This window comes from Streptomyces vinaceus, assembly GCF_008704935.1.
Taxonomy (GTDB): Bacteria; Actinomycetota; Actinomycetes; order Streptomycetales; family Streptomycetaceae; genus Streptomyces; species Streptomyces vinaceus.
The window spans coordinates 5,048,939-5,068,149 of record NZ_CP023692.1; the positions used below are offsets into that span (position 1 = coordinate 5,048,939).

The following is a 19,211-nucleotide window of genomic DNA, read 5'->3' on the forward strand; positions in this document are numbered from 1 at the left end:
CTTACTCTCGAGCTAGGGAATGGGATATGAAGTGAGGACTCGGTAGCCGCTCGCAGCGGATGGATCACGCTTCAGGACCACTTGTACTCCGTTCACCCATTGTGCAGCGGTTCCGCGTTTGAAGTTCTCCCGGGTCAGACTCATGCCGGTTGCCTCGTCGAAGTGCTCAGAGAAGTCCATCTTCTTTCTCTTGGGGTTGGCGAGCCATTCGCCGATCTCCTTCTGGTGTTTCAGCATTGCGGCATCAGTGAATCTCTGGGCCGAGGCCTCGTCTATGTATCTGGATGCCGCACCCATTCCGGGGGTGCTTCGGAGGCGCGCACGCAGGTCGCGCGTCGTCATCTCCACGTGTCGCTCGATGGTATGCGAGCCGTTGCTTCCTTCGTCGCCCGCGATATCGGCACGGTACTTGGGATTGACGGGTCCCTTGCGCTTGCTCCGAGGCCAGGCGTTCGGCTCTCCGTCGCGAAGGAGCATGCCGAGATCCCCCGCCTCGACCGCGAGCCCGCTGGGCAGCGCGAATTCCGGGGTGTAGCCCGGCAGACGGACACCTCCCAAGAGGCTGGTCCAGCCGCCGCCTTCCCTCGCGAGCTGGAACGCCTTCCCGGCTCCGCCGAAGGCTCCGCCGGTAAGGCCTCCGTAGACTCCGGCATCCTGTGCCTCGTCAAGGTTGAAGCCGGTCTGGAGTCCTGCGGCTATCTTGAGCGGTTGGGCGACGGCGAGGTCGATGGTGACGGACTCGATGCCCGCGATGGCCGCAGTCGCGAAGACGGTGCCGGCGATGGTGGCGACCTCGGTAGTGAGGGCCACGCCCACGGTTGTCGCCAGCTCGACGATGGTGGCGGTGGCCGCCGCTGCGGCGACCTCGGTGGCGCCGAGGGTGAAGAACGCCAGGGCCGTGCCGCCGACGATGACGGCGCCGGCGATCTCCAGTTCGCGGTCGAGCTTCTTCTTCGCGTCAGCCACGGCATCGGCGTACTGGTCGATCCCGGCCGCCAGGGAGCGGGGGCCGTCGACGAGGTCCTGGAGCCACCCCTTCTTGTCGTGGTAATAGCGGGCCCAGAAGGGATCGGCGAAGGCGGAGATGGCTTCGCCGGAGTTGTTGTGAATCAGTGTCTGAGCGGCTTTGTTGGCGGCTGCCGCGACGTCTTCCATGTCGTCGGCGAACGTCCGCCAGGCGTTCGCGATGTCGCGCAGCTTGCCGACGTTGGCGGCCGGCCACTCGATTCCGGTGACGTCGGTGACGACCTCCCGGACCTTGTCACCGGTGCTCACTGCTGGTGGTCTGGGGCGTCGGGACCCCCGTGGGGAGCAGGGGTGACCTTGCGGAACATGGCCCCGACCAGGGCATCGTTCTCTATGTGGCCGTCTGCCATGTCGGTCATCGCCGTGTGGATGCTCGCCAAACCGTCCTTGATGATGCCTGCGGACTTCTCGATCTGGGCGACGATCGGACCGTACTTGTCGTTGAACTCCTTGCCCGGGCCGTCGTCTCCCCAGGCCGCCCCCGCCTTCGCCAGCGACGCGGCAAGCGTGCCCAGGGCCTGGCCGAGTGCCACGCTCTGATCGTGGAACACCGGCGCTGTTGCCTTCAGATCGGCCGTCTTGATGTCGAGAATCTTGCCCTCGTCCCCCACCGGCATCCCCTCCCATTGCCCTTGCGGTCATATGACCCTAACTACGACCGATCGTTCGCAACTGCGGACAATGTAAAGGGTGAGCAAAGATCAACTTGCCCTGCTCAGGCGTCGATTCACGCCTGTGCCCATCTGCCCCTGATCTCGCGCGCCTGCACCCAGGGGGTCGTTGTGTAGGAGTGGCTGACTAGCTGGTCAGGGCGGGTTGAGGCGGGTTCAGGTTCACTTGTTCGGCCGTTGGCGGGTTGGCGTAGTGCTGCTCCTCGAACTCGAACGGGCTGAGGAAGTCGGGCCGTTTCTCGATGCGGCGGGGGCTGTAGATGCCGTCGATGTACTCGAAAGAGCACGGGCGGAGCCTCTTTGCTTTGGAGGGGGATCCGCTGTGCGAAAGCCTGGGGCTTGCCTTTGGTCACGCCGCCTACAGGGGCTGTCCAACGCGGACCGTCAGGAGACGTCCAGGGGGACGCAAGGACCGCCTGGGAGCGAGGGCCCTTGGTCGGACCTGCTTGCGCCGCTGCTGCGGCGAGAGGGGGCCGCCCTCCCGGCCGTGCACCGGCCCGTGGTGATCGTCACGGCGAGGCGCCCGAGGGTCTTCGAGAGCGGTGTCGTGCCCGCTGGCCCACCGCGCCGGGTGGGTGCGGGCAGCCGCCCCCGGAGGGGGCGGTGCAGAACAGGACACCGAGGAGCTTGCGGACGTGATCCGGGCACGGCGCGTCGGCATCCCTTCCACGGGCGGGCCAGGGCGCCGGGGCGGTGCGTCCCGATGGGGTGGACAAAAGACGTGAGCTGGGCCGATCGCGCCCGCGTGGCGATCACCGGGAGATGGACCGACCATGGGACTGCCGGTAGATCAGGGGTTCGGCGCAGTGGTGGCGGGCGGAGTGCGACAGGGGGCGGTCCTCCCCGAGGCGCGGTGAAGACCCGGTTTTCGCTCTTCGAACCGCTGGAGTCCGCCCCTCGACACCGTCGTCGGACCGCGCTGGAGAACAAGGAACAGGTGGTCGCCCATGTGCCGATGGCTCGCGTACTCAGGTTCGCCCCTTCTGCTCGACACCATCCTGTACAAGCCGGCGCACTCGCTGATCGATCAGAGCCTGCACTCCAGACTGGGTGTGGAGACGACGAACGGCGACGGCTTCGGCATCGGGTGGTACACGGATCACGCCGATACTCCCGCGGTCCTGCGGGACGTGGGGCCCGCCTGGAACAACCGCAACCTGCGGGAGATCGCCGACCACGTCGAGTCCCCGCTGTTCTTCGCCCACATCCGGGCCTCGACCGGAACGGCCGTGCAGCAGACGAACTGCCACCCCTTCCGGCACGGCCGCTGGCTGTGGATGCACAACGGGTCCATCGCCGGTTTCCACCTCATGCGCCGGGAGCTCTGCCTGCTCGTCGACCCCGCGCTGTTCTTCGACATCGAGGGGACGACGGACTCCGAGGTGATGTTCTACCTCGCCGTCACCCTCGGCCTGGACCAGGACCCGCCCGGCGCCGTGGCGCGGATGGCCGGAGTCGTCGAGCGCATCGGCCGCGAGCAGGGCGTGGAGTTCCCGCTGCAGATGACGGTGGCCGTGAGCGACGGCGAGAGTGTCTGGGCCTTCCGCTACTCCAGCCAGGGCAAGTCCAGGTCGCTGTTCTACAGCAGCCGTGTGGACAGCCTGCGCAAGCTGCACCCCGACATGGCGTTCCTCCAGGAGGTCTCGGACGAGACCCGCCTCGTCGTCTCCGAGCCCCTCGGTGATCTGCCCGGTGCCTGGAACGAGGTGCCGGAGAGCAGTTACGGCGTCGTACGGCCCGGCGCGGACGCGCTGTTCCCCTTCACCCCGCAGGCGGCCTGACCGTCACCGGAGCGTCACCGGCAGGCGGCGGCCGGGTCGTCGTGGACGAGGGCGCAGACCATCTGCGCGCCGCGCCCGTGACCGGGGTACGCCGCGAGCAGCTCGGCCTTGAAGTCGTTCCACTGGCGGGTGATTTCGGCGGTGGCTCCGGCGGTCGCCCGGCCGAAGTTGTCGCCGGTCCTCGCGCGCGGGGAGGCCGCGGTGTCCTTGTTCAGGGTGCGGTTGTGGGCGACGCGGCCGTCGCAGTCGGCGGGTTTGACTCCGGTGGAATCGAAGTCGGGGTAGCAGCCGGTCGCGAGGTCCTCGGGGATGTGCTCGCGCGCCTGCCGGGTCCAGTCGGCGTCCTTCATGGCGCTGTAGCGGCGGATGTCGAGGAACGGCGGATGGTCCGTACGCCCGAGGCCGGGCGGATTGCCGAGGCCGACGGGACCCGCGGCGGGCCGGTCGCTCCAGTTGGAGTGCGCGTAGAAGTCCTCGATCTGGTGCCAGCCGCGGCCGAGCTGTTCGAGGACGGCGCACTTGGCCGGGCCGGGCTTCTCGTCCCACGCGCAGGGGGTGGAGAGGTCGCTCTGGTCGGCCCGTACCCCGCCGTCGGCGTCGACCAGGCCGTCGGCGGCCCGGACCGCGCCGCGGAAGCGGGCGACGGACGTACGGATGCAGGCGAGGAGCTCCGTGTTCGCCTCGTCCCGGGTGCGGGGGTAGCCGGCGGAGTACCGGGGGGCGAGGTAGTCGGCGTTGTCGCAGTGCAGGGGGCCGACGTCGAAGTAGGGGCGGCGGTCGTTGGCGTTGACCGCCCCGGCCTGGGCGTCGGCCATCGCGGTCAGCGTGACCGGCTCCCAGGGCAGTGCCGCCCGGGTGATGTCCTCGTGGTTGGCGCCGGTGAAGGCGTGGGCGGCGCCGCCCGGCAGCAGGGCCATGGCGGCCGCCAGCCCGGCCGCGGCGGCCGCCGACGCGGCCCGTGATCTGCCGGGGAGCGGGAGGCGGGGCATGGGGGGCTCCAGGTGTACGAAGGCACGTCCGCCCGCCCCCGGCCGGCGTCGGCCGCGGTGATCGCCTCGGCCCCACCGCGAGAGGGGCCGCACCTCCATGCTGCGCGCCCGGACCGGGCCCCGCACGCCCTCGGTGCGGCCCGGCCTCCCCGGGCCGCAGGTGCGCATGTGCCCGCACCTGCGGCTTCGGCGGTTCAGGGGCGCCGGCGGGCCAGGGGGTGTCCGCGAAGTCCCGCCTGCCCCGCGGGCTAGAAGTTCTCCGTCTCGTCCGCCAAGTGGCGCAGTACGTCGTTCAGGTCCTGGCGGCGGGCGTAGGCCGCGCGTTGGCGGTGGGCGCCCGAGCCGTCGCGCAGGAGGCCTCCCAGGGTCTTGGCCGCGTGGTCGAGCTCGCCCGACGCCGCGAGTTCCGGGGCGACCAGGTCCAGCAGGGCCTCCGCCAGGTCCGCCGCCGGGATCTCGACCCCCGTGTACGGGTCGAGGCCGAAGCCCTCCAGTCCGTCGTGGGCCGCCCGCCAGCGCGCCAGGCGCAGTACGTCGTCCCGCAGCGCCGGCTCGGGACGCAGTTCCGCGATGTCCCGCAGCGCCGTCGCCACCAGGGCGCGGACCAGTTCCGCCTGGAGGATCGCCGTGTCGATGTCCGGGGACATGTCGGGCGCCCGGATTTCGAGCGTCGGCCAGTGCCCGGACGGGCGCAGGTCCCAATAGACCATCTTCGTGTCCAGGGCCGCTCCCGAGCCGAGCAGGGTCTGCACCGAGCGCCGGAAGTGGGCCGTGGACGTGAAGTGCGGGGGCAGCCCGGCCGAGGGCCAGCCCGCCCAGGCCATCGCCCGCCAGCTGGCGTGGCCCGTGTCACGGCCGCCCCAGAACGGCGAGTTGGCGGCCAGCGCGATCAGCGTGGGCAGCCATGGTCTGACCCTGTTCGACACCGCCACCGCCGTGTCCACGTCGAGGGTGCCGATGTGGATGTGGCGGCCGCAGCTGACGAGGGTGTCGGTCAGCGCGCCGAAGCGGCGGTGCTGCTCGCGCTGGCGCGGCTCGTCGTCGGTCAGGTGCAGCGGCCCCTCCACGGCGACGACCGGCGAGGGCGCGGCCAGCAGCCGGCAGCCGTGGGCCCGGGCCGCGCGGGACAGGGTGCGCCGCAGCGCGGCGAGCTCCGCGCGCAGTACGGGCGCCGAGTCGGCGACCGGGGTGGAGATCTCCACCTGGTAGCGGGTCCCCTCGGGGTGCACTTCGTGGGGCAGGCCCGCGGCGGTGGCCAGGACGAGCGGGGCGGCCGGGACCACCCGGAAGGTACGGGCGTCGACGAGGAGGAACTCCTCCTCGACACCCACGGTCAGCGGGGCCGTGAGAGGGGTCGCGTGGACTCCGTTGTCCGCGCTGCCGGTGCTCGTGGTGCTGTTGCCAGGTTCGATCACTACGCCTCCCTGGACATACGAGTCGTTTCATCATGAGCTGAACGGCGTGGGAGGAGCGCACGTCGATTCAGTCAAATGTCGTGTGATAGTGGCGAGTTACCGGTAAGGACCGGCCGGGTATGAGGCCGCGGATCCGGGTGGGGCGACTGGTGCGGGTGCGGGGAGTGCCGGGGCGCCGACCGGCATGCGGCCGGGCAGGCGGCCCGGTACGCGACCGGGGTACGCGGCCGCGTACGCGGCCCGGCCGGCGACGGGCTCCCGGCTCGTTAATGCCTGGGGCCGCCGAACGGCCGCTGGTTATCATCCGCTGTGACCGGTACGAGCACCCCCACGCCCACGCCCGCCCGCCGCGCGACGCGCATATTCGCCGACCTGACCCCGCTGCGCACGTCCGCCGACTACCGGCGGCTGTGGGTCGGCAGCACCATCTCCTGGATGGGCCAGGCGATGACCGCCCTCGCGATCTCGCTCCAGGTGTACGACATCACCGGCTCCAGCTTCTCCGTCGGGCTCGTCGGACTCTTCTCCCTCGTCCCGCTCGTCGCCTTCGGCCTCTACGGCGGGGCCATCGCCGACACCGTCGACCGGCGCAAGCTGGGCCTCTACAGCTCCCTCGGCCTGACGGCCCTGTCGATCGCCCTGGCCGGCGCCGCGCTCCTCGGCTACCACCGGGTCTGGTTGCTGTACTCGGTCGTCGCGCTCCAGGCGGTCTGCGGCGCCCTCAACGGACCCGCCCGCTCCGCGATGATCCCGCGACTGCTGCCGACCGAGCAGCTGCCCGCCGCCAACGCGCTGAACTCGGTGACGATGACCTCCGGAACGATGATCGGCCCGGTGCTCGGCGGGCTCATCGTGGGCTGGTGGGGCTACCAGGCCGCCTACCTGATCGACGCCGTCACCTTCTGCGCCGCGCTCTACGCGGTGTGGCGGCTGCCCGCGATGCTGCCCGAGCGGGAGGGCGGCAAGCGCGGCCGGGCCTCCGTACTCGACGGGCTGCGCTTCCTCGGCACCCGGCCGAACATCCGGATGACCTTCTTCTCCGACATGGCCGCCATGGTGCTCGCCCAGCCGAAGGCGCTGTTCCCGGCCATCGCGGTGCTCTGGTACGGCGGCGACGCCAAGACCGTCGGCCTGCTGGTGGCCGCGCCCGCCGTCGGGGCGCTGCTGGGCGGGCTGTTCTCCGGCTGGCAGGGCCGGATCCGCCGGCACGGGCTGGCGATCCTGATCTCCGTGGCGGCATGGGGGCTGGCCATCGCCGTGTTCGGGCTCACCCGGAACCTGTGGCTCGGGCTGTTCTTCCTGGCCCTGGCGGGCTGGGCGGACACCATCTCCATGGTGTTCCGCTCCACGATGATGCAGGCCGCCACCCCGGACGAGATGCGGGGGCGCCTGCAGGGCGTGTTCATCGTGGTCGTCGCGGGCGGGCCCCGGCTCGGGGACTTCCTCGCCGGCACCACCGCCGACCTGACCTCCCCGGCCGTGGCGATCACGGGCGGCGGGCTGGGCTGCGTACTGGTGCTGCTCCTGCTGGCCCTGCGCTGGCGCGGGTTCGCCCGGTACGACGCGAGGTCGCCGCAGGCGTGATCCACGGCCCGGGGCCGGCGGCCCGGTTCACGATCTCCTCCCGGGGCAGCGCCGCTGCGGGCGTGGCGCAGGCCGATGTCCTCGTAGTCGACCAGCAGGGCGAGGAGTTCGGCTCCGGTGGGGTCGCCCACCGGTGCGGCCGCGTGCTCGGGTGGCTCCTGCGGGGTGAGCCCGCGGGCCATCACCGCGCTGTACCCGCCGTAGGCGATCGACCGGGGCGCCGCCCGCCAGGTTGTTCCGTCCGTCAAGACGGACATTCTGGCCGCGGCCACTGACACTGCGGGGTGCCGGGTCAGGCGGTGCCGACCACGCCGCGCGCCACGCCCAGCGAGACCAGGTCCTGGGGGCGGATGCGGAGCTGGTCGGCCGTGGAGGGGGCCTCGGAGGCGGGGCGCTTGAGGATGGCCGCCGCCAGTTCGGGGGCGATCACGGAGAAGTAGCTGTCCGGGGTGACCCAGGTGTTTCCCGGCGCGGCCAGCGCGAGGGCGCCGCCCGAACCCCCCTCGCCGATCAGCAGGGTGGTCACCGGGACCGCGGCCGCCGCGAGCGCCGCGAACGTGTCCGCGATGGCCGCGCCCGCGCCGACGTGTTCGGCGTCGGCGTCGTTGGCCGCGCCGGGGGTGTCGACCAGGGTGAGTACGGGGATCCCGAGGCGGTCCGCGAGGCGGATCACGCGGGCCGCCGTACGGTAGCCGGCCGGGCGGGTGGCGGTGCCGCACTGGGCCGCGTACGCGACGGCCCGCCCCTCCCGCAGCCCGAACCCGCACAGCATCCCGGGGTCCGTGCCGCCCGCCCGGTCCCCGGAGAGGGGCAGGCGGAGCTCGAAGTACGCGTCCAGGTACGCCCCGGCGCGCGGCCGGCCGGGGTGGCGCGCCTGCCGTACGGCGTCCCAGCCGGTCTGCGGCGGCGGTACGTCCGCCAACGCGGCCGGGGGTTCGACCGGTTCTGCGGAGCGGGGCGCGGCCAGGACGCGCAGCCAGTCGGCGAGGGCCCCGGGCAGCCCGGAGGGCGGGACGACGGCGTCCACGTGCCCGGCGGCGTACTGGCCCTCGGCGGTGTACGCCGCCGGGTCCGCGTCCGCCGGCCGCACCCGGGAGCCCGCGAAGCCGACCTGCGCACCCGGGAGGGCGAGCACGACGTCCGCCCCGGCGCCGAGCGTGGCCCAGCCGCCGCCGGTGGTGGGATCGCGGAGCACGGCGATCTGCGGGAGCCCGGCGGCCCGCGTCAGTACGGACTGGCGGGCCACGCGCTGGAGTTGGGTCAACGCGAGCATGCCCTCCTGCATCCGGGAGCCGCCGGTGGCGATCAGCGAGACGAGGGGGAGGCGGTGTTCGCGAGCGTGCCCGTACGCGGCTTCGAGCCGGTCTCCGGTGCGTTCGCCGAGGGAGCCGCCGAGGAAGCCGAACTCGAAGGAGATCACGGCGGCTCGGCGGCCGCCGATCAGGGCGGTCCCGGTGACGACGGACTCCTGCTCGCCGGTCCGCGTGGCCGCGCGGGCACGGGAGTCGTCGTACCCGGCCCACGCCAGGGGGCCGTCGGGGGCGGAATCCCGGTGGGGGGCGGGAAGTTCGGCGAAGCTGCCGGGGTCGGTCACGGAGGCGATGGCCGCACGGGCCGAGAGGCGGGTCGTCGTCACGCGGCCACCCTATGGGGCCGGACTCGTGCCGCCCTAGGGGTGCCTTGCCGATCAGGCTGGCCTCGCGGGCCGTGCAGGACTGCGCGGAGGCGCCTCAGGGCAGCGGGAAGGCGAGCTTGAGGGCGTAGGCCGCGACGAGGCCGTAGCCGAGGCGGAAGGTCCAGGCGCGCACGGCGGGGGAGATGCGGCGGCCGGCGGCGGCGCCGATCGCGACGAGGGTCTGCTGCCAGAGGAGGGACGCGGTGGCCACGCCGGCCAGGAAGGCGGCGCCGGTGGCCGGGGTGGTGAGGGTGGAGGCCTGGGCGGTGGTGAGGGCGGCGAAGTAGAGGGCGGTGGTGGGGTTCACGGCGGTGAGCGCGACGTACCGGGCATAGGACTTGGCCGGCCCGCGGCCGGGTCCGGCCCCGACTCCAACCCCGGCCCCGGGTTCCGTGTCGGCGGGGTGTCCGGAGTCGGGCCCGGCAGGCGGCGCAGGCGGCGGTTCACCCGGACCCGTCCCGCCGGACGGGATCACGCGGCTCGGCACGCGCCCCGGCTCCGGCGCCGGGAGGGTGCGGCCGCGGTACAGGGCGCGGCCGGCGATCCACAGGAGGACGGCCGCCGACAGCAGGCGGATCCAGGCCTCGACGGGGGTGACGTGGGAGGCCACCCAGGGGCCCAGGGCCGTGGCGACGGCCGCGTAGGCGAGGTCCACCGTCGCGATGCCGGCCGCCGCGGCCATCGCCGTACGGCGGTGCCGCATCGCCTCCTGGAGCAGCAGCACGCTCATGGCCCCCATCGGCATCGCCACGCCCAGGCCCGCGACCGCTCCCGACAGCGCGGGGGAGATGAATTCGCTCATGGGGGGAGGGTGCGGGCCCGGGGAGCGGGTGCAGCGGCGGATATCGGCCCCGGCTGCGAGAATCGCGGTATGGACCGCCTCGACAGGGAGATCCTCGGCATCTTGCAGCAGGATGCGCGGATCTCGTACCGCGACCTCGGCGTGCGCGTCGGGCTCAGTGCCAACGCCACCGCCGACCGGGTGCGCCGGATGCGGCGGGACGGGGTGATCCGCGGGTTCACCGTCATCGTGGATCCGGCCGCCGACACCCGCGGCGGCCTCGTCGTCTTCATCGACCTGAGCCTGCGGCAGGACACCACGAACGAGGAGTTCGAGGAGAAGGTGGTGAGGCTGCCCGGGATCACCGAGGTCGTGCACGTGACCGGGGAGTACGACTACCTCGTACGGGCCCGGGCCGCCGATCCCGCCGCGCTCGACGCGCTGCTGCGCCGGCTCAAACGGGAGGCCGGCGTGGCGCAGTCCAGTACGCGGATCGCCCTCAAGGGCGCCCACGGGCCCGCCCCTAGGGAGTGAGCTCCGACTCCCAGGCCAGCGTCGTCCCCCGCGTCCCCGAATCCGTGCGGCCGTCGTCCGTGACGGTCAGGCGGACGCGGGCCGGGGTCGCGTCCACCTCGACCTCGATCGAGGTGACCTGCGCGCGGCGGTGGGCCGCGGCCAGGGCTCCGCGCAGGGCCGACAGCAGTTCGCCCGCCACCGGCTCCGGGAGCAGGGCGTCCACCGCGCCCGCGAAGTGGACCGAGGGCTGGAAGCCCAGCAGGACCGCCGCCCCTCCCGTCTCCCGCAGGATCCGGCCGCGGACCGTCGTCGGGGCGTCGGTCGGGGGCTGCTGGAGGGCGAAGATGGCGGTGCGGACCTCCTGGATGGTGGAGTCGAGCTCGTCCACGGCCCGGCCCAGTTCGTCACCGACCGTGTCCCCGGCCGGGGCGGACGCGGAGCGCTTCTTCGTGCTCTCCAGCATCATCTCCGTCGCGAACAGCCGCTGGACCACCAGGTCGTGCAGGTCCCGTGCGATCCGGTCGCGGTCCTCGTAGACGGCCAGCTGTTCGCGGTCGTGCTGCGCGTCCGCCAGGACGAGGGCCAGCGCGGCCTGGGAGGCGAACTGCGAGGCCAGCAGCCGGTCCACGGCGTCGTACGGGCGGCCGCCGCGGGCGCGCGGGAGGGCCAGGGTGCCGATCAGCTGGCCGCCGCTCTGGAGCGGCAGCATCATGCTCGGGCCGAAACGTTCCCGCACGTGCGTGGTCATCCGGGGGTCCGTCGCCGAGTCCTCTATGAAGACCGGCTCGCCGCCGAGGAGTTGTACCAGGACCGGTGAGCCGGGGGCGATCGCCGTCCCGACCAGGTCCCCGGGGTCCCCCTGCGTGGAGGCGGCCACGATCTCCATGCCGCCCTCGGGGGTCGGCTGGAGGACCACCCCGGCCGCCGCGTCCGCGAGCAGCCGGGCCCGTTCGGCCACGCACATCAGCGCGTCGGCGGCCGGGCGGCCGGCCAGCAGGGTCGTGGTGACCGCGGCGGCGCCCTCGATCCAGCGCTCCCGGCGGCGCGCCGTCTCGTACAGCCGGGCGTTGCCGATCGCTATCCCCGCCTGCGAGGCCAGGACCCGTACCAGCGCGAGGTCCTCGTCGGTGAACGTGCCGCCGCCCCGCTTCTCCGTCAGGTACAGGTTGCCGAAGACCTCCGTGTGGACGCGGATCGGGACGCCCAGGAAGCTGCGCATGGGGGGATGGCCGGGCGGGAGGCCCGACGAGCGCGGGTCCTTCGACAGGTCCTCCAGCACCAGCGGGCGCGGATCGGTGATCAGCGCGCCGATCACACCCGTACGCCCGTCGGGCAGCCGGGGGATCGCGGCGCGCTCCGCCTCGCTCAGGCCGGCCGTGTAGAGCTCGGTCAGCCGGACGCGCTCGGGGTCGATGACCCCGAGCGCTGCGTACCGGGCCGAGCAGAGCTCGATCGCCGAGTCCACGATGTGCTGGAGGGTGGCCCGCAGCTCCAGCTCGGAGCCGACGCTGAGCACCGCCTCCAGGAGTACGGGCAGGCCGGCCCCTGCCCCGGGATCGGCCGGCCCGGGCGCCTCGTTCGTCATTCGGCCAGCGGGTTGAGGACCATCGGGGCGATCTTCCCTTCGAGCATCATGCCGAGACCGAGCACGGCGCACACGTCCGGACGTTCGGCGATGGCGACGGGCATTCCGGTGGCGTCGCGCAGCATCTGGTCCAGGCCCGGCAGCAGGGCGCTGCCTCCCACCATCATGATCCCCCGGTCCGTCAGGTCGGCGACCAGGTCCGGAGGGCAGTCCCGCAGCACCTTGCCGATGCCGTCGAGGACGGCGGTCAGCGGGGTGTGGATGGCGTCGCGTACGGCGGCGGTGTCCACGTGGACGGAACGGGCGAGACCGGTGGCCACGTCTCGGCCGTGGATGAGGGTGGAGGCGGGGCCCCCGCCGGTGATGCCGTTGCCGTGCAGGGCCACCTGGAGCGGCCGGACGGCCTGGCTCGGGAGCATCAGCTCGTGCGCGTGGCGCAGGTGCTGGACGACGGCGTGGTCGATGGCCTCGCCGCCGACCGGGATCCGCTGGGCGGTGACGATCGAGCCGAGGGAGAGGACGGCGACCTGCGTGGCGGCGGCCCCGCACACCATGATCATCGTCGCGGTCGGCTGCTCCACGGGCAGGCCGCAGCCGACGGCCGCCGCGATCAGGGTGTCGACGAGCTCGACGCGCCGGGCCCCGAGCCCGACCATCGTCTCCACGGCGGCCCGCTGCGCGAGCGGGTCGGCGTCGTGCGGGGTGCAGGCGGCGGCCCGCAGCCGGGGCTTGCGGCGCAGGGCGCGGCGCAGCTTCTCGCCGAGCAGGTGGCGCAGCATCCGCTGGGCCATCTCGATGTCGACGACGGTGCCGCCGGAGACGGGGCGTACGACGCGGATGTAGTCGGGCGTGCGGCCCGTCATCCGTTCGGCGAAGGTACCGACCGCGATGAGCGCGCCGGTGCGGGTGTTGACGGCGGCCACGCTGGGCTCGTCGACGACCAGGCCGGCGCCCTTGACGTAGACGCGGGTCCTGGCCGCTCCCAGGTCGACGGCGACGTGGCAGCGGCGCAACTGCTCAAGACTGACGGTCACGGCAGATCCTCCCGAGAGCGCTGGCGCAAGACTCCGGCGGCTGCCGGTTGCATTTCATATCTTCTCGGGCGAACGGGTCATACCGCCCGTTGGGCTGCTCCGGCCGGGTGTGCCGCACGGGGCGCGAGGTGCTGCACGGGGGTGGATTTCTGTACCGACAGGCAGCACGATGCCGCCACTGACCGCGCTACTCGTGCGTAACAAGGTAAAGGCGGCCCCATGCTGACGCCCCGCCAGAAACTGCTCGCGCTCCTGACGCTCTGCCTGGCGCTCCTCGCGCCGCTCCCGGCCCACGCCGCCACCCCTGTGCGGCCGCACAACCCGGTCGTCTTCATCCACGGCTACAACGCCGATCCGGGAGTCTGGGGCGGCCTGCGCGAGGACATGCGCGCCGCCGGGTACGCGGACTCGGAGCTCTTCTCGTGGGGATACGACACGCACCAGTCGGTCAACGAGGTCGTGGCCGGTCAGCTCGGCGCGTACGTCGACCAGGTCCGCCGGCAGACCGGCGCCGCCAAGGTCGACATCGTGGCGCACTCCCTCGGCTCGCTGGTCGGCCGCTGGTACGTGAAGTTCGGCGGCGGCACCGCGACCGTGGACCACTGGGTCTCGCTGGCCGGCCCCAACCACGGCACCTCCACCGCGTGGGCCTGCGCCCTGTGGGACCAGGCCTGCCGGGACATGACCCCCGGTTCGTACGTCGTGAAGAACCTGAACGCGGGGGACGAGACCCCGGGCGCGGTGAAGTACGCGACGTTCTGGTCGAACTGCGACGAGGTGGTCAACCCCGACGACAGCGTCCCGCTGACCGGGGCGGCCAACACGCCGGTCGGCTGCCTCAAGCACAACGACCTGCTGGGGGACGACGCCACCTCGGCGGCCGTCCGCGCCTTCCTCGCCTCCTAGGGAGTGGCCCGCGGGCTCGGCTCAGAGCTCGACCCCGTCGACCGCGACGCGCTGGAGCAGGCCGTACGTGAACTCCGCCACGCACGGCCGCCCCTGCGCACCGAACGCCAGGCGCCACCGGGTCGGCGCGGTGCCCTCCAGTGGGCGCACCGGGGCGAACGCCCGCGCCACCTCGTCCACCGTGGCCGACCAGGGCAACAGGTCCTGCGGGGTCCGCAGTACGGGTCCCGGCGCCCCCGGGGCCCGGACCAGCCATTCGTTCCACACCGCCCCGTCCGGCGCCGCGAGCACCTCGAAGCGCAGGTCCGGCCAGAGCGGCACCGGCCACAGCAGGGCCTCGCACTCCAGATCGCCGATGGTGCGGGCGACCGTGGACTCCGGCGGCCCCAGCACCGAGCGGTAGCGGGCCAGCGCCCCGCGCGAGCGGGGTGAGCGCACCATCGCCTGCCAGCGCTTGTTCGCCTCCCGCTGCTCGGCGAGCGAGGCGCCGAGGCTCCGGCGCGCCTCGTCCGCGAGGTCCGGCCGGAAGTCCGCCATCCGACGCAGCAGCACCAGTTGGAAGGCGGCCGGGCCGAAGGATCCCGAGGACGAGGACGCAGTCATGGAGGCCACGATTCCACACAGGACCTCCACGAACCCGCGATACGGATGTTGCGCGGGACCACGTAGCGTGCGGTCGTCATGGACTACTGCCACGCGTGCCGGAGACACCTCAACGGCGCCCTGGCGTGCGCCGGCTGCGGTACCCCGATCGAGTACCTGCCGCCCGCCGCACCCGGGGCGTCCGCCGCCCCGTACGGCTCCGCGCGCGCCGAGGCAGACGATCCGCTCGCCGATCCGTTCGCCGACTCGCTCGTCGTCCTGTCCGGTGCGGACCGGGGCGGCCGGGCCGGATCGCGGCGCCGCGCCACGCACCGCAGGCGCCGCCGGACCCTGCTGACCCTCGCGGTGGGCCTGGCGCTCGCGGCCGGGGGCACGGTCGCGCTGGCCCGCATCGTCACCGAGGGGCAGAAGACCGACCGGGCCGCCGAGGTGGTGCTCACCGACGGGAACGGCCCGCAGGATCCGGGCCCGCTGCCGAGCGGTAAGGGGACCCCCGCCGTGCCCACGGCGCTGAAGCCGGTGAAGGCCTCCGGGTCCGCGAAGGCCACCGCGGGCGCCACGCAGCCGGCCGGGCCCGGGGCCTCCGCCGAGGGGTCCGCGCAGCCGGGTCCGACGGTGTCCGCCTCCGCCTCGGGCGGGACGAGGCCGACCAAGGGGGCCACCGGGCCGGGGCCGTCCGTAAAGCCGAGTCAGTCGGGGAAGCCGTCGCCGAGCGCTTCCGGGTCGGCGCAGCCGCCGTCGCCGAGCCCCAGCCCGTCGCCGACCAAGACCGGCTGCTGGTTCATCTTCTTCTGCTGAGGTCTGCCGAGGTCCGCCCAGGTCCGGCGAGGTCCGCCGGGTCCGGCCGGGCGGCCGGCGCTCAGCCCAGCATCCGCTTGAGCAGGTCCCGCAGGACCGCCCGCTCCGCCGTGGACAGTCCGGCGAGCGGCTCGCGCGCGAAGTCAAGCGACTCGCGCAGCCGGTCCGCGGTCTGCAGCCCCTCCTGCGTCGGCGCGGCCAGCTTCACCCGGCGGTCCGCCGGGTCCGGCCTGCGCTCGACGAGTCCGCGCGACTCCAGCCGGTCCACGATGCCGGTGATGTTCGAGGGCTCGCACTTGAGCTGCTGGGCGATCCTGCGCATCGGCATCGGCTCCAGCGACAGCAGGTTCAGCACCCGCGCCTGGGCGCCGGTGAGCTGGTGGCTGGCTGCCGCGTCCTCGTACTCCTCGTGGTAGCGGGCCACGACGGAGCCGATGAGCTCGACGACCTCAAGGGTCAGGGGATCTGCGCGACGACTGGGCATGGATCCAGAGTACCCATTTACTTGACAACATGAAATATCCAGGCGCATGGTTGTTTCACCTACTGAAGTATTCGTCGATTCCTCGATTCGGGAGCGCACATGTCTGAGATCCCTGCCGTCAGCCGCGAGTGGCACCTCGTCCGCCGCCCGCAGGGCTGGCCCGTCGCCGAGGACTTCGCCCTGCGCGAGGTCGAGGTCGCGGCCCCGGCCCCCGGCCGGATCCTGGTGCGCAACCTGCACATGTCCGTCGACCCGTACATGCGCGGCCGGATGAACGACGTGAAGTCCTACGTCCCGCCGTTCCAGCTGGACAAGCCGATGGACGGCGGCGCGGTCGGCGAGGTCGTCGCCTCCGCCGACGAGCGCTTCGCCGTCGGCGACCACGTCCTGCACGGCCTCGGCTGGCGCGAGTACGCCGACGTGGACGCCAAGCACGCCACCAAGGTCGACGCCGCGCTCGCCCCGCTCTCCGCCTACCTCGGCGTGCTCGGCATGCCCGGCCTGACCGCCTACGCGGGCCTCTTCGAGGTGGCCTCCTTCAAGGAGGGCGACACCGTCTTCGTCTCCGGCGCGGCCGGTGCGGTCGGCAGCCTCGTCGGCCAGTTCGCGAAGATCAAGGGCGCCGCACGGGTCATCGGCTCGGCCGGATCGGACGAGAAGGTGACGCTCCTCACGCAGAAGTACGGCTTCGACGCCGCCTTCAACTACAAGAACGGCCCCGTCGGCGAGCAGCTGAAGGAGGCCGCCCCCGAGGGCATCGACGTCTACTTCGACAATGTCGGCGGGGACCACCTGGAGGCCGCGATCTCCTCCCTGAACGTGCACGGCCGCGCCACCCTGTGCGGGGCGATCGCGCAGTACAACGCCACCGAGCCGACCCCCGGGCCGCGCAACCTGGCCCTGGTCATCGGCAAGCGCCTGCGCCTGCAGGGCGTGCTCGTCGGGGACCACGCCGGCCTCCAGCCGCAGTTCGTCCAGGACGTCGCCGGCTGGCTGCGCTCCGGTGAGCTCGTGGCCGACGAGACCGTCGTCGAGGGCGTGGAGAACGCGACCGGGGCCTTCCTGGGCATGCTGCGCGGCGAGAACACCGGAAAGATGATCGTTTCCTTCACCGGTTAGGCTCAGCCCACACCGTCGTGATCGTGGGCGCGAGTCACGGCGATTACCAGGAGGATCCCTTCACATGTCCATCCAGCAGTCCGACGTCCTGTACACCGCCGTCGCCACCGCCGAGAACGGCCGTGACGGCCGCGTCGCGACCCACGACGGCCAGCTCGACGTCGTCGTGAACCCGCCGAAGGAGATGGGCGGCAGCGGCGCCGGGACCAACCCGGAGCAGCTGTTCGCCGCCGGCTACAGCGCCTGCTTCCAGGGCGCGCTCGGCGTCGTCGCCCGCAACGAGAACGCGGACATCTCCGGTTCGACCGTCACCGCCGAGGTCGGCATCGGCAAGAACGACGACGGCTTCGGCCTGATCGTCAAGATCTCCGCCTCGATCCCGAACGTGGACGCCGTCACCGCCAAGGAGCTCATCGAGAAGGCCCACCAGGTCTGCCCGTACTCCAAGGCGACCCGCGGCAACATCACGGTCGAGCTCGCCGTCTGATCCGGCTCCCGCTCGGCTAACGCGAAGGCCGCACCCCGGTCACGGGGTGCGGCCTTCGCCGTAAGCTGTGCCCCATGCGTGATCTTGCGGGGGGATTCGGTCATCTGCTGGCCGGGCAGAGATGGGTGTTCCGTAACGGCCGGTGGCTGGGGTTCGGCCTGCTGCCCGGGCTGCTCGCGCTGGTGCTGTACGCCGGCGCGCTGATCGGGCTCGGCTACGGCGCCGACGACCTGACCGCCTGGGCCACCCCCTTCGCCGACGACTGGTCCGCGCCGTGGCTCGGGCTGTTGCGGGGGTTCCTGACCGCCCTCGTCTTCTGTCTCGGCCTCTTCGTCGCGGTGATCACCTTCACCGCCGTGACCCTGCTGATCGGGCAGCCCTTCTACGAGTCCCTCTCCGAGCAGGTCGACCGCAGCGTCGGCGGCGAGGCCCCCGAATCCGGGCTGCCGCTCGCCCGGGAGCTGTGGATCTCGGCCCGGGACAGCGTCAAGGTGCTCGTCCGGGTGCTGCTGTACGGGACCCTGCTCTTCGCGCTGGGCTTCGTCCCCGTCGTCGGACAGACCGTCATCCCGGCCATCGGGTTCTGCGTGTCCGGATTCTTCCTCACGGAAGAGCTCACCGCCGTCGCGCTCCAGCGCCGGGAGGTGGAGCTGAAGGACCGGCTGGCCCTGCTGCGCGGACGCCGGGCGATGGTGCTCGGCTTCGGGGTCCCGCTGGTCCTGGCGTTCCTGGTCCCGCTGGTCGCGGTCTTCCTGATGCCGGGCGCGGTGGCCGGGGCCACGCTCATGGTCCGGGAGCTGCGCGGTGAGGACGAGGAGCGGGCCGAGGGGGACGGGGCCGACGGGGGCGGGGCCGAGGGCCCGGCCGACGGGACGGCGCGGCAGGAGCGGCCGGGACAGCACGGAGACCCGGCCCCGCAGCAGCCGTCCCCGTACACCGGGCCGTACGCGGCCGGGCCCCGGTACCCGGCGCCGCAGCAGAACCCGTACGCGCAGTAACCGCTAGGACTGCGCCCGGGGCTCCACCCACAGGGCCTCGCCGAGCGCGCACAGGTCGCCGTCGGCGGTGGCCAGGGCCGTGCCCACGCGGTACTTTCGGCCCTCGCCGCCGAGCAGCCAGGCGTACGAGACGAGGCCCGCGCCGACCGGCACCGGGCGCAGCAGCCGCGCGGTCAGGGCCGCGGTGACGGCGCCGGCCCGCCGGCCGTCGAGCAGCCGCCCGGCCGCGTTGCCCGGGCAGTCCAGCGCCCCCCACACCAGTTCGGGCGGCAGCAGTCCGTCCCCACCGGCGAGTGCGGGGCCCGGGGTCCAGGCCGCCGCGACCAGCGGGGCGTCGGAGACCCGGCCGCAGTGCAGGCGCAGTCCGGTGTCGGGGGTGCGGTGCAGACCGCAGCCGAAGCAGTCGACCATCCCGTCCGGGGGCGCCGCCCGGTAGGCCTCGGCCGCCGCGGAGGCCAGCTCCCAGGACGGCGGCCCGGGGGCGTCCACGGGCGGCTCGGCGGGGCTCGCCGTCGCCAGCAGGAGCTCGCCGTCCACCAGCTCGACGCCGCCGTCGGCGGTCGGGGCGAGGCGTACCGGTGCCTCCGTGGGCACCGGCCGGCGGAAGTCCACCCGTACGGTCTTCGCGTCCGCCCGGGCGGCCAGCACCCCGGCCACGTAGCCGCCGAAGGCCACCCCGGGATATCCGCTGAGGTGGCCCGGAACCGTGATCGTCTCGAAGTCGGTCATGGCCGCCACCCCATCACACGCGTCGTCCGC

General features: G+C 72.9%; 19 protein-coding genes. 8 read left to right on the plus strand and 11 right to left on the minus strand.

Translation table 11 applies throughout. The features are described 5' to 3' along the window. Window positions 1-12: 12 nt before the first annotated feature. Window positions 13-1,275 carry an RNase A-like domain-containing protein gene (locus CP980_RS22785; protein WP_150528959.1) on the minus strand — a complete coding sequence of 421 codons (1,263 nt, stop codon included), beginning with the start codon at window positions 1,273-1,275 and terminating at the stop codon, window positions 13-15. Then, a complete protein-coding gene (locus CP980_RS22790) occupies window positions 1,272-1,637 on the minus strand; it encodes a hypothetical protein (RefSeq protein WP_373312942.1) in 366 nt (121 codons plus the stop codon). The genes CP980_RS22785 and CP980_RS22790 overlap by 4 nt, the downstream gene beginning before the upstream one ends. A 1,007-nt stretch (window positions 1,638-2,644) precedes the next feature. Between CP980_RS22790 and CP980_RS22795 the strand changes: the two genes are divergently transcribed. Then, window positions 2,645-3,478, plus strand: a complete 834-nt coding sequence (locus tag CP980_RS22795) for a class II glutamine amidotransferase (protein WP_150528960.1) — start codon at window positions 2,645-2,647, stop codon at window positions 3,476-3,478. A 14-nt stretch (window positions 3,479-3,492) separates the two neighbouring features. Here CP980_RS22795 and CP980_RS22800 read toward each other — a convergent pair whose 3' ends face one another. Both CP980_RS22800 and CP980_RS22805 read right to left on the minus strand, forming a co-directional pair. Next, a complete protein-coding gene (locus CP980_RS22800; RefSeq protein WP_150528961.1) occupies window positions 3,493-4,467 on the minus strand; it encodes a hypothetical protein in 975 nt (324 codons plus the stop codon). Between the two features lie 248 nt (window positions 4,468-4,715). Next, window positions 4,716-5,882: a carboxylate-amine ligase gene (locus CP980_RS22805; RefSeq protein WP_132755512.1), complete on the minus strand. Its 1,167-nt coding sequence runs from the start codon at window positions 5,880-5,882 to the stop codon at window positions 4,716-4,718. Between the two features lie 309 nt (window positions 5,883-6,191). Between CP980_RS22805 and CP980_RS22810 the strand changes: the two genes are divergently transcribed. Next, window positions 6,192-7,466: an MFS transporter gene (locus CP980_RS22810; protein ID WP_099892570.1), complete on the plus strand. Its 1,275-nt coding sequence runs from the start codon at window positions 6,192-6,194 to the stop codon at window positions 7,464-7,466. 292 nt (window positions 7,467-7,758) lie between these two features. On the opposite strand, the gene CP980_RS22815 is transcribed toward CP980_RS22810, so the two are convergent. Continuing rightward, window positions 7,759-9,102: a carboxyl transferase domain-containing protein gene (locus tag CP980_RS22815; protein WP_229907225.1), complete on the minus strand. Its 1,344-nt coding sequence runs from the start codon at window positions 9,100-9,102 to the stop codon at window positions 7,759-7,761. Between the two features lie 94 nt (window positions 9,103-9,196). Next, the gene (locus CP980_RS22820; protein WP_150528962.1) at window positions 9,197-9,943 is read right to left on the minus strand and encodes a LysE family transporter; all 747 of its coding nucleotides are present in this window, start codon (window positions 9,941-9,943) and stop codon (window positions 9,197-9,199) included. Between the two features lie 69 nt (window positions 9,944-10,012). Here CP980_RS22820 and CP980_RS22825 point away from each other — a divergent pair, with 69 nt between their 5' ends. Then, complete coding sequence (locus tag CP980_RS22825) at window positions 10,013-10,456, plus strand: Lrp/AsnC family transcriptional regulator (RefSeq protein ID WP_150528963.1); 444 nt, start codon at window positions 10,013-10,015, stop codon at window positions 10,454-10,456. Here the strand turns inward: CP980_RS22825 and CP980_RS22830 are convergent. Then, entirely contained in the window at window positions 10,446-12,023 is a 1,578-nt protein-coding gene (locus CP980_RS22830; RefSeq protein ID WP_132755520.1) for a sensor histidine kinase, read from the minus strand. The genes CP980_RS22825 and CP980_RS22830 overlap by 11 nt on opposite strands. Continuing rightward, a complete protein-coding gene (locus CP980_RS22835) occupies window positions 12,020-13,057 on the minus strand; it encodes a rod shape-determining protein (protein WP_053688444.1) in 1,038 nt (345 codons plus the stop codon). Before CP980_RS22835 ends, CP980_RS22830 begins: the two co-directional genes overlap by 4 nt. A gap of 219 nt (window positions 13,058-13,276) precedes the next feature. Here CP980_RS22835 and CP980_RS22840 point away from each other — a divergent pair, with 219 nt between their 5' ends. Then, the gene (locus CP980_RS22840) at window positions 13,277-13,963 is read left to right on the plus strand and encodes an esterase/lipase family protein (protein WP_150528964.1); all 687 of its coding nucleotides are present in this window, start codon (window positions 13,277-13,279) and stop codon (window positions 13,961-13,963) included. Between the two features lie 21 nt (window positions 13,964-13,984). Here the strand turns inward: CP980_RS22840 and CP980_RS22845 are convergent, their stop codons facing one another. Continuing rightward, a complete protein-coding gene (locus tag CP980_RS22845; RefSeq protein ID WP_150528965.1) occupies window positions 13,985-14,566 on the minus strand; it encodes an RNA-binding protein in 582 nt (193 codons plus the stop codon). Between the two features lie 78 nt (window positions 14,567-14,644). Here CP980_RS22845 and CP980_RS22850 point away from each other — a divergent pair, with 78 nt between their 5' ends. Further along, window positions 14,645-15,364, plus strand: coding sequence for an SCO2400 family protein (locus CP980_RS22850; RefSeq protein ID WP_150528966.1), 720 nt, complete (start codon window positions 14,645-14,647; stop codon window positions 15,362-15,364). 61 nt (window positions 15,365-15,425) lie between these two features. Here the strand turns inward: CP980_RS22850 and CP980_RS22855 are convergent, their stop codons facing one another. Beyond that, entirely contained in the window at window positions 15,426-15,848 is a 423-nt protein-coding gene (locus CP980_RS22855) for a MarR family winged helix-turn-helix transcriptional regulator (protein WP_053688440.1), read from the minus strand. A 99-nt stretch (window positions 15,849-15,947) separates the two neighbouring features. Here CP980_RS22855 and CP980_RS22860 point away from each other — a divergent pair, with 99 nt between their 5' ends. From CP980_RS22860 to CP980_RS22870, 3 genes are all read left to right on the plus strand, one after another. Next, the gene (locus tag CP980_RS22860; protein ID WP_132755528.1) at window positions 15,948-16,967 is read left to right on the plus strand and encodes an NADP-dependent oxidoreductase; all 1,020 of its coding nucleotides are present in this window, start codon (window positions 15,948-15,950) and stop codon (window positions 16,965-16,967) included. Window positions 16,968-17,031: 64 nt separating this feature from the next. Next, window positions 17,032-17,454: an organic hydroperoxide resistance protein gene (locus tag CP980_RS22865; RefSeq protein WP_132755530.1), complete on the plus strand. Its 423-nt coding sequence runs from the start codon at window positions 17,032-17,034 to the stop codon at window positions 17,452-17,454. A 74-nt stretch (window positions 17,455-17,528) separates the two neighbouring features. Further along, on the plus strand, window positions 17,529-18,452 hold the full coding sequence (locus CP980_RS22870) for an EI24 domain-containing protein (RefSeq protein ID WP_150528967.1): 924 nt from the start codon (window positions 17,529-17,531) through the stop codon (window positions 18,450-18,452). A gap of 3 nt (window positions 18,453-18,455) precedes the next feature. On the opposite strand, the gene CP980_RS22875 is transcribed toward CP980_RS22870, so the two are convergent. Beyond that, window positions 18,456-19,181 carry a hotdog fold domain-containing protein gene (locus CP980_RS22875; protein ID WP_150528968.1) on the minus strand — a complete coding sequence of 242 codons (726 nt, stop codon included), beginning with the start codon at window positions 19,179-19,181 and terminating at the stop codon, window positions 18,456-18,458. Between the last annotated feature and the right edge of the window lie 30 nt (window positions 19,182-19,211).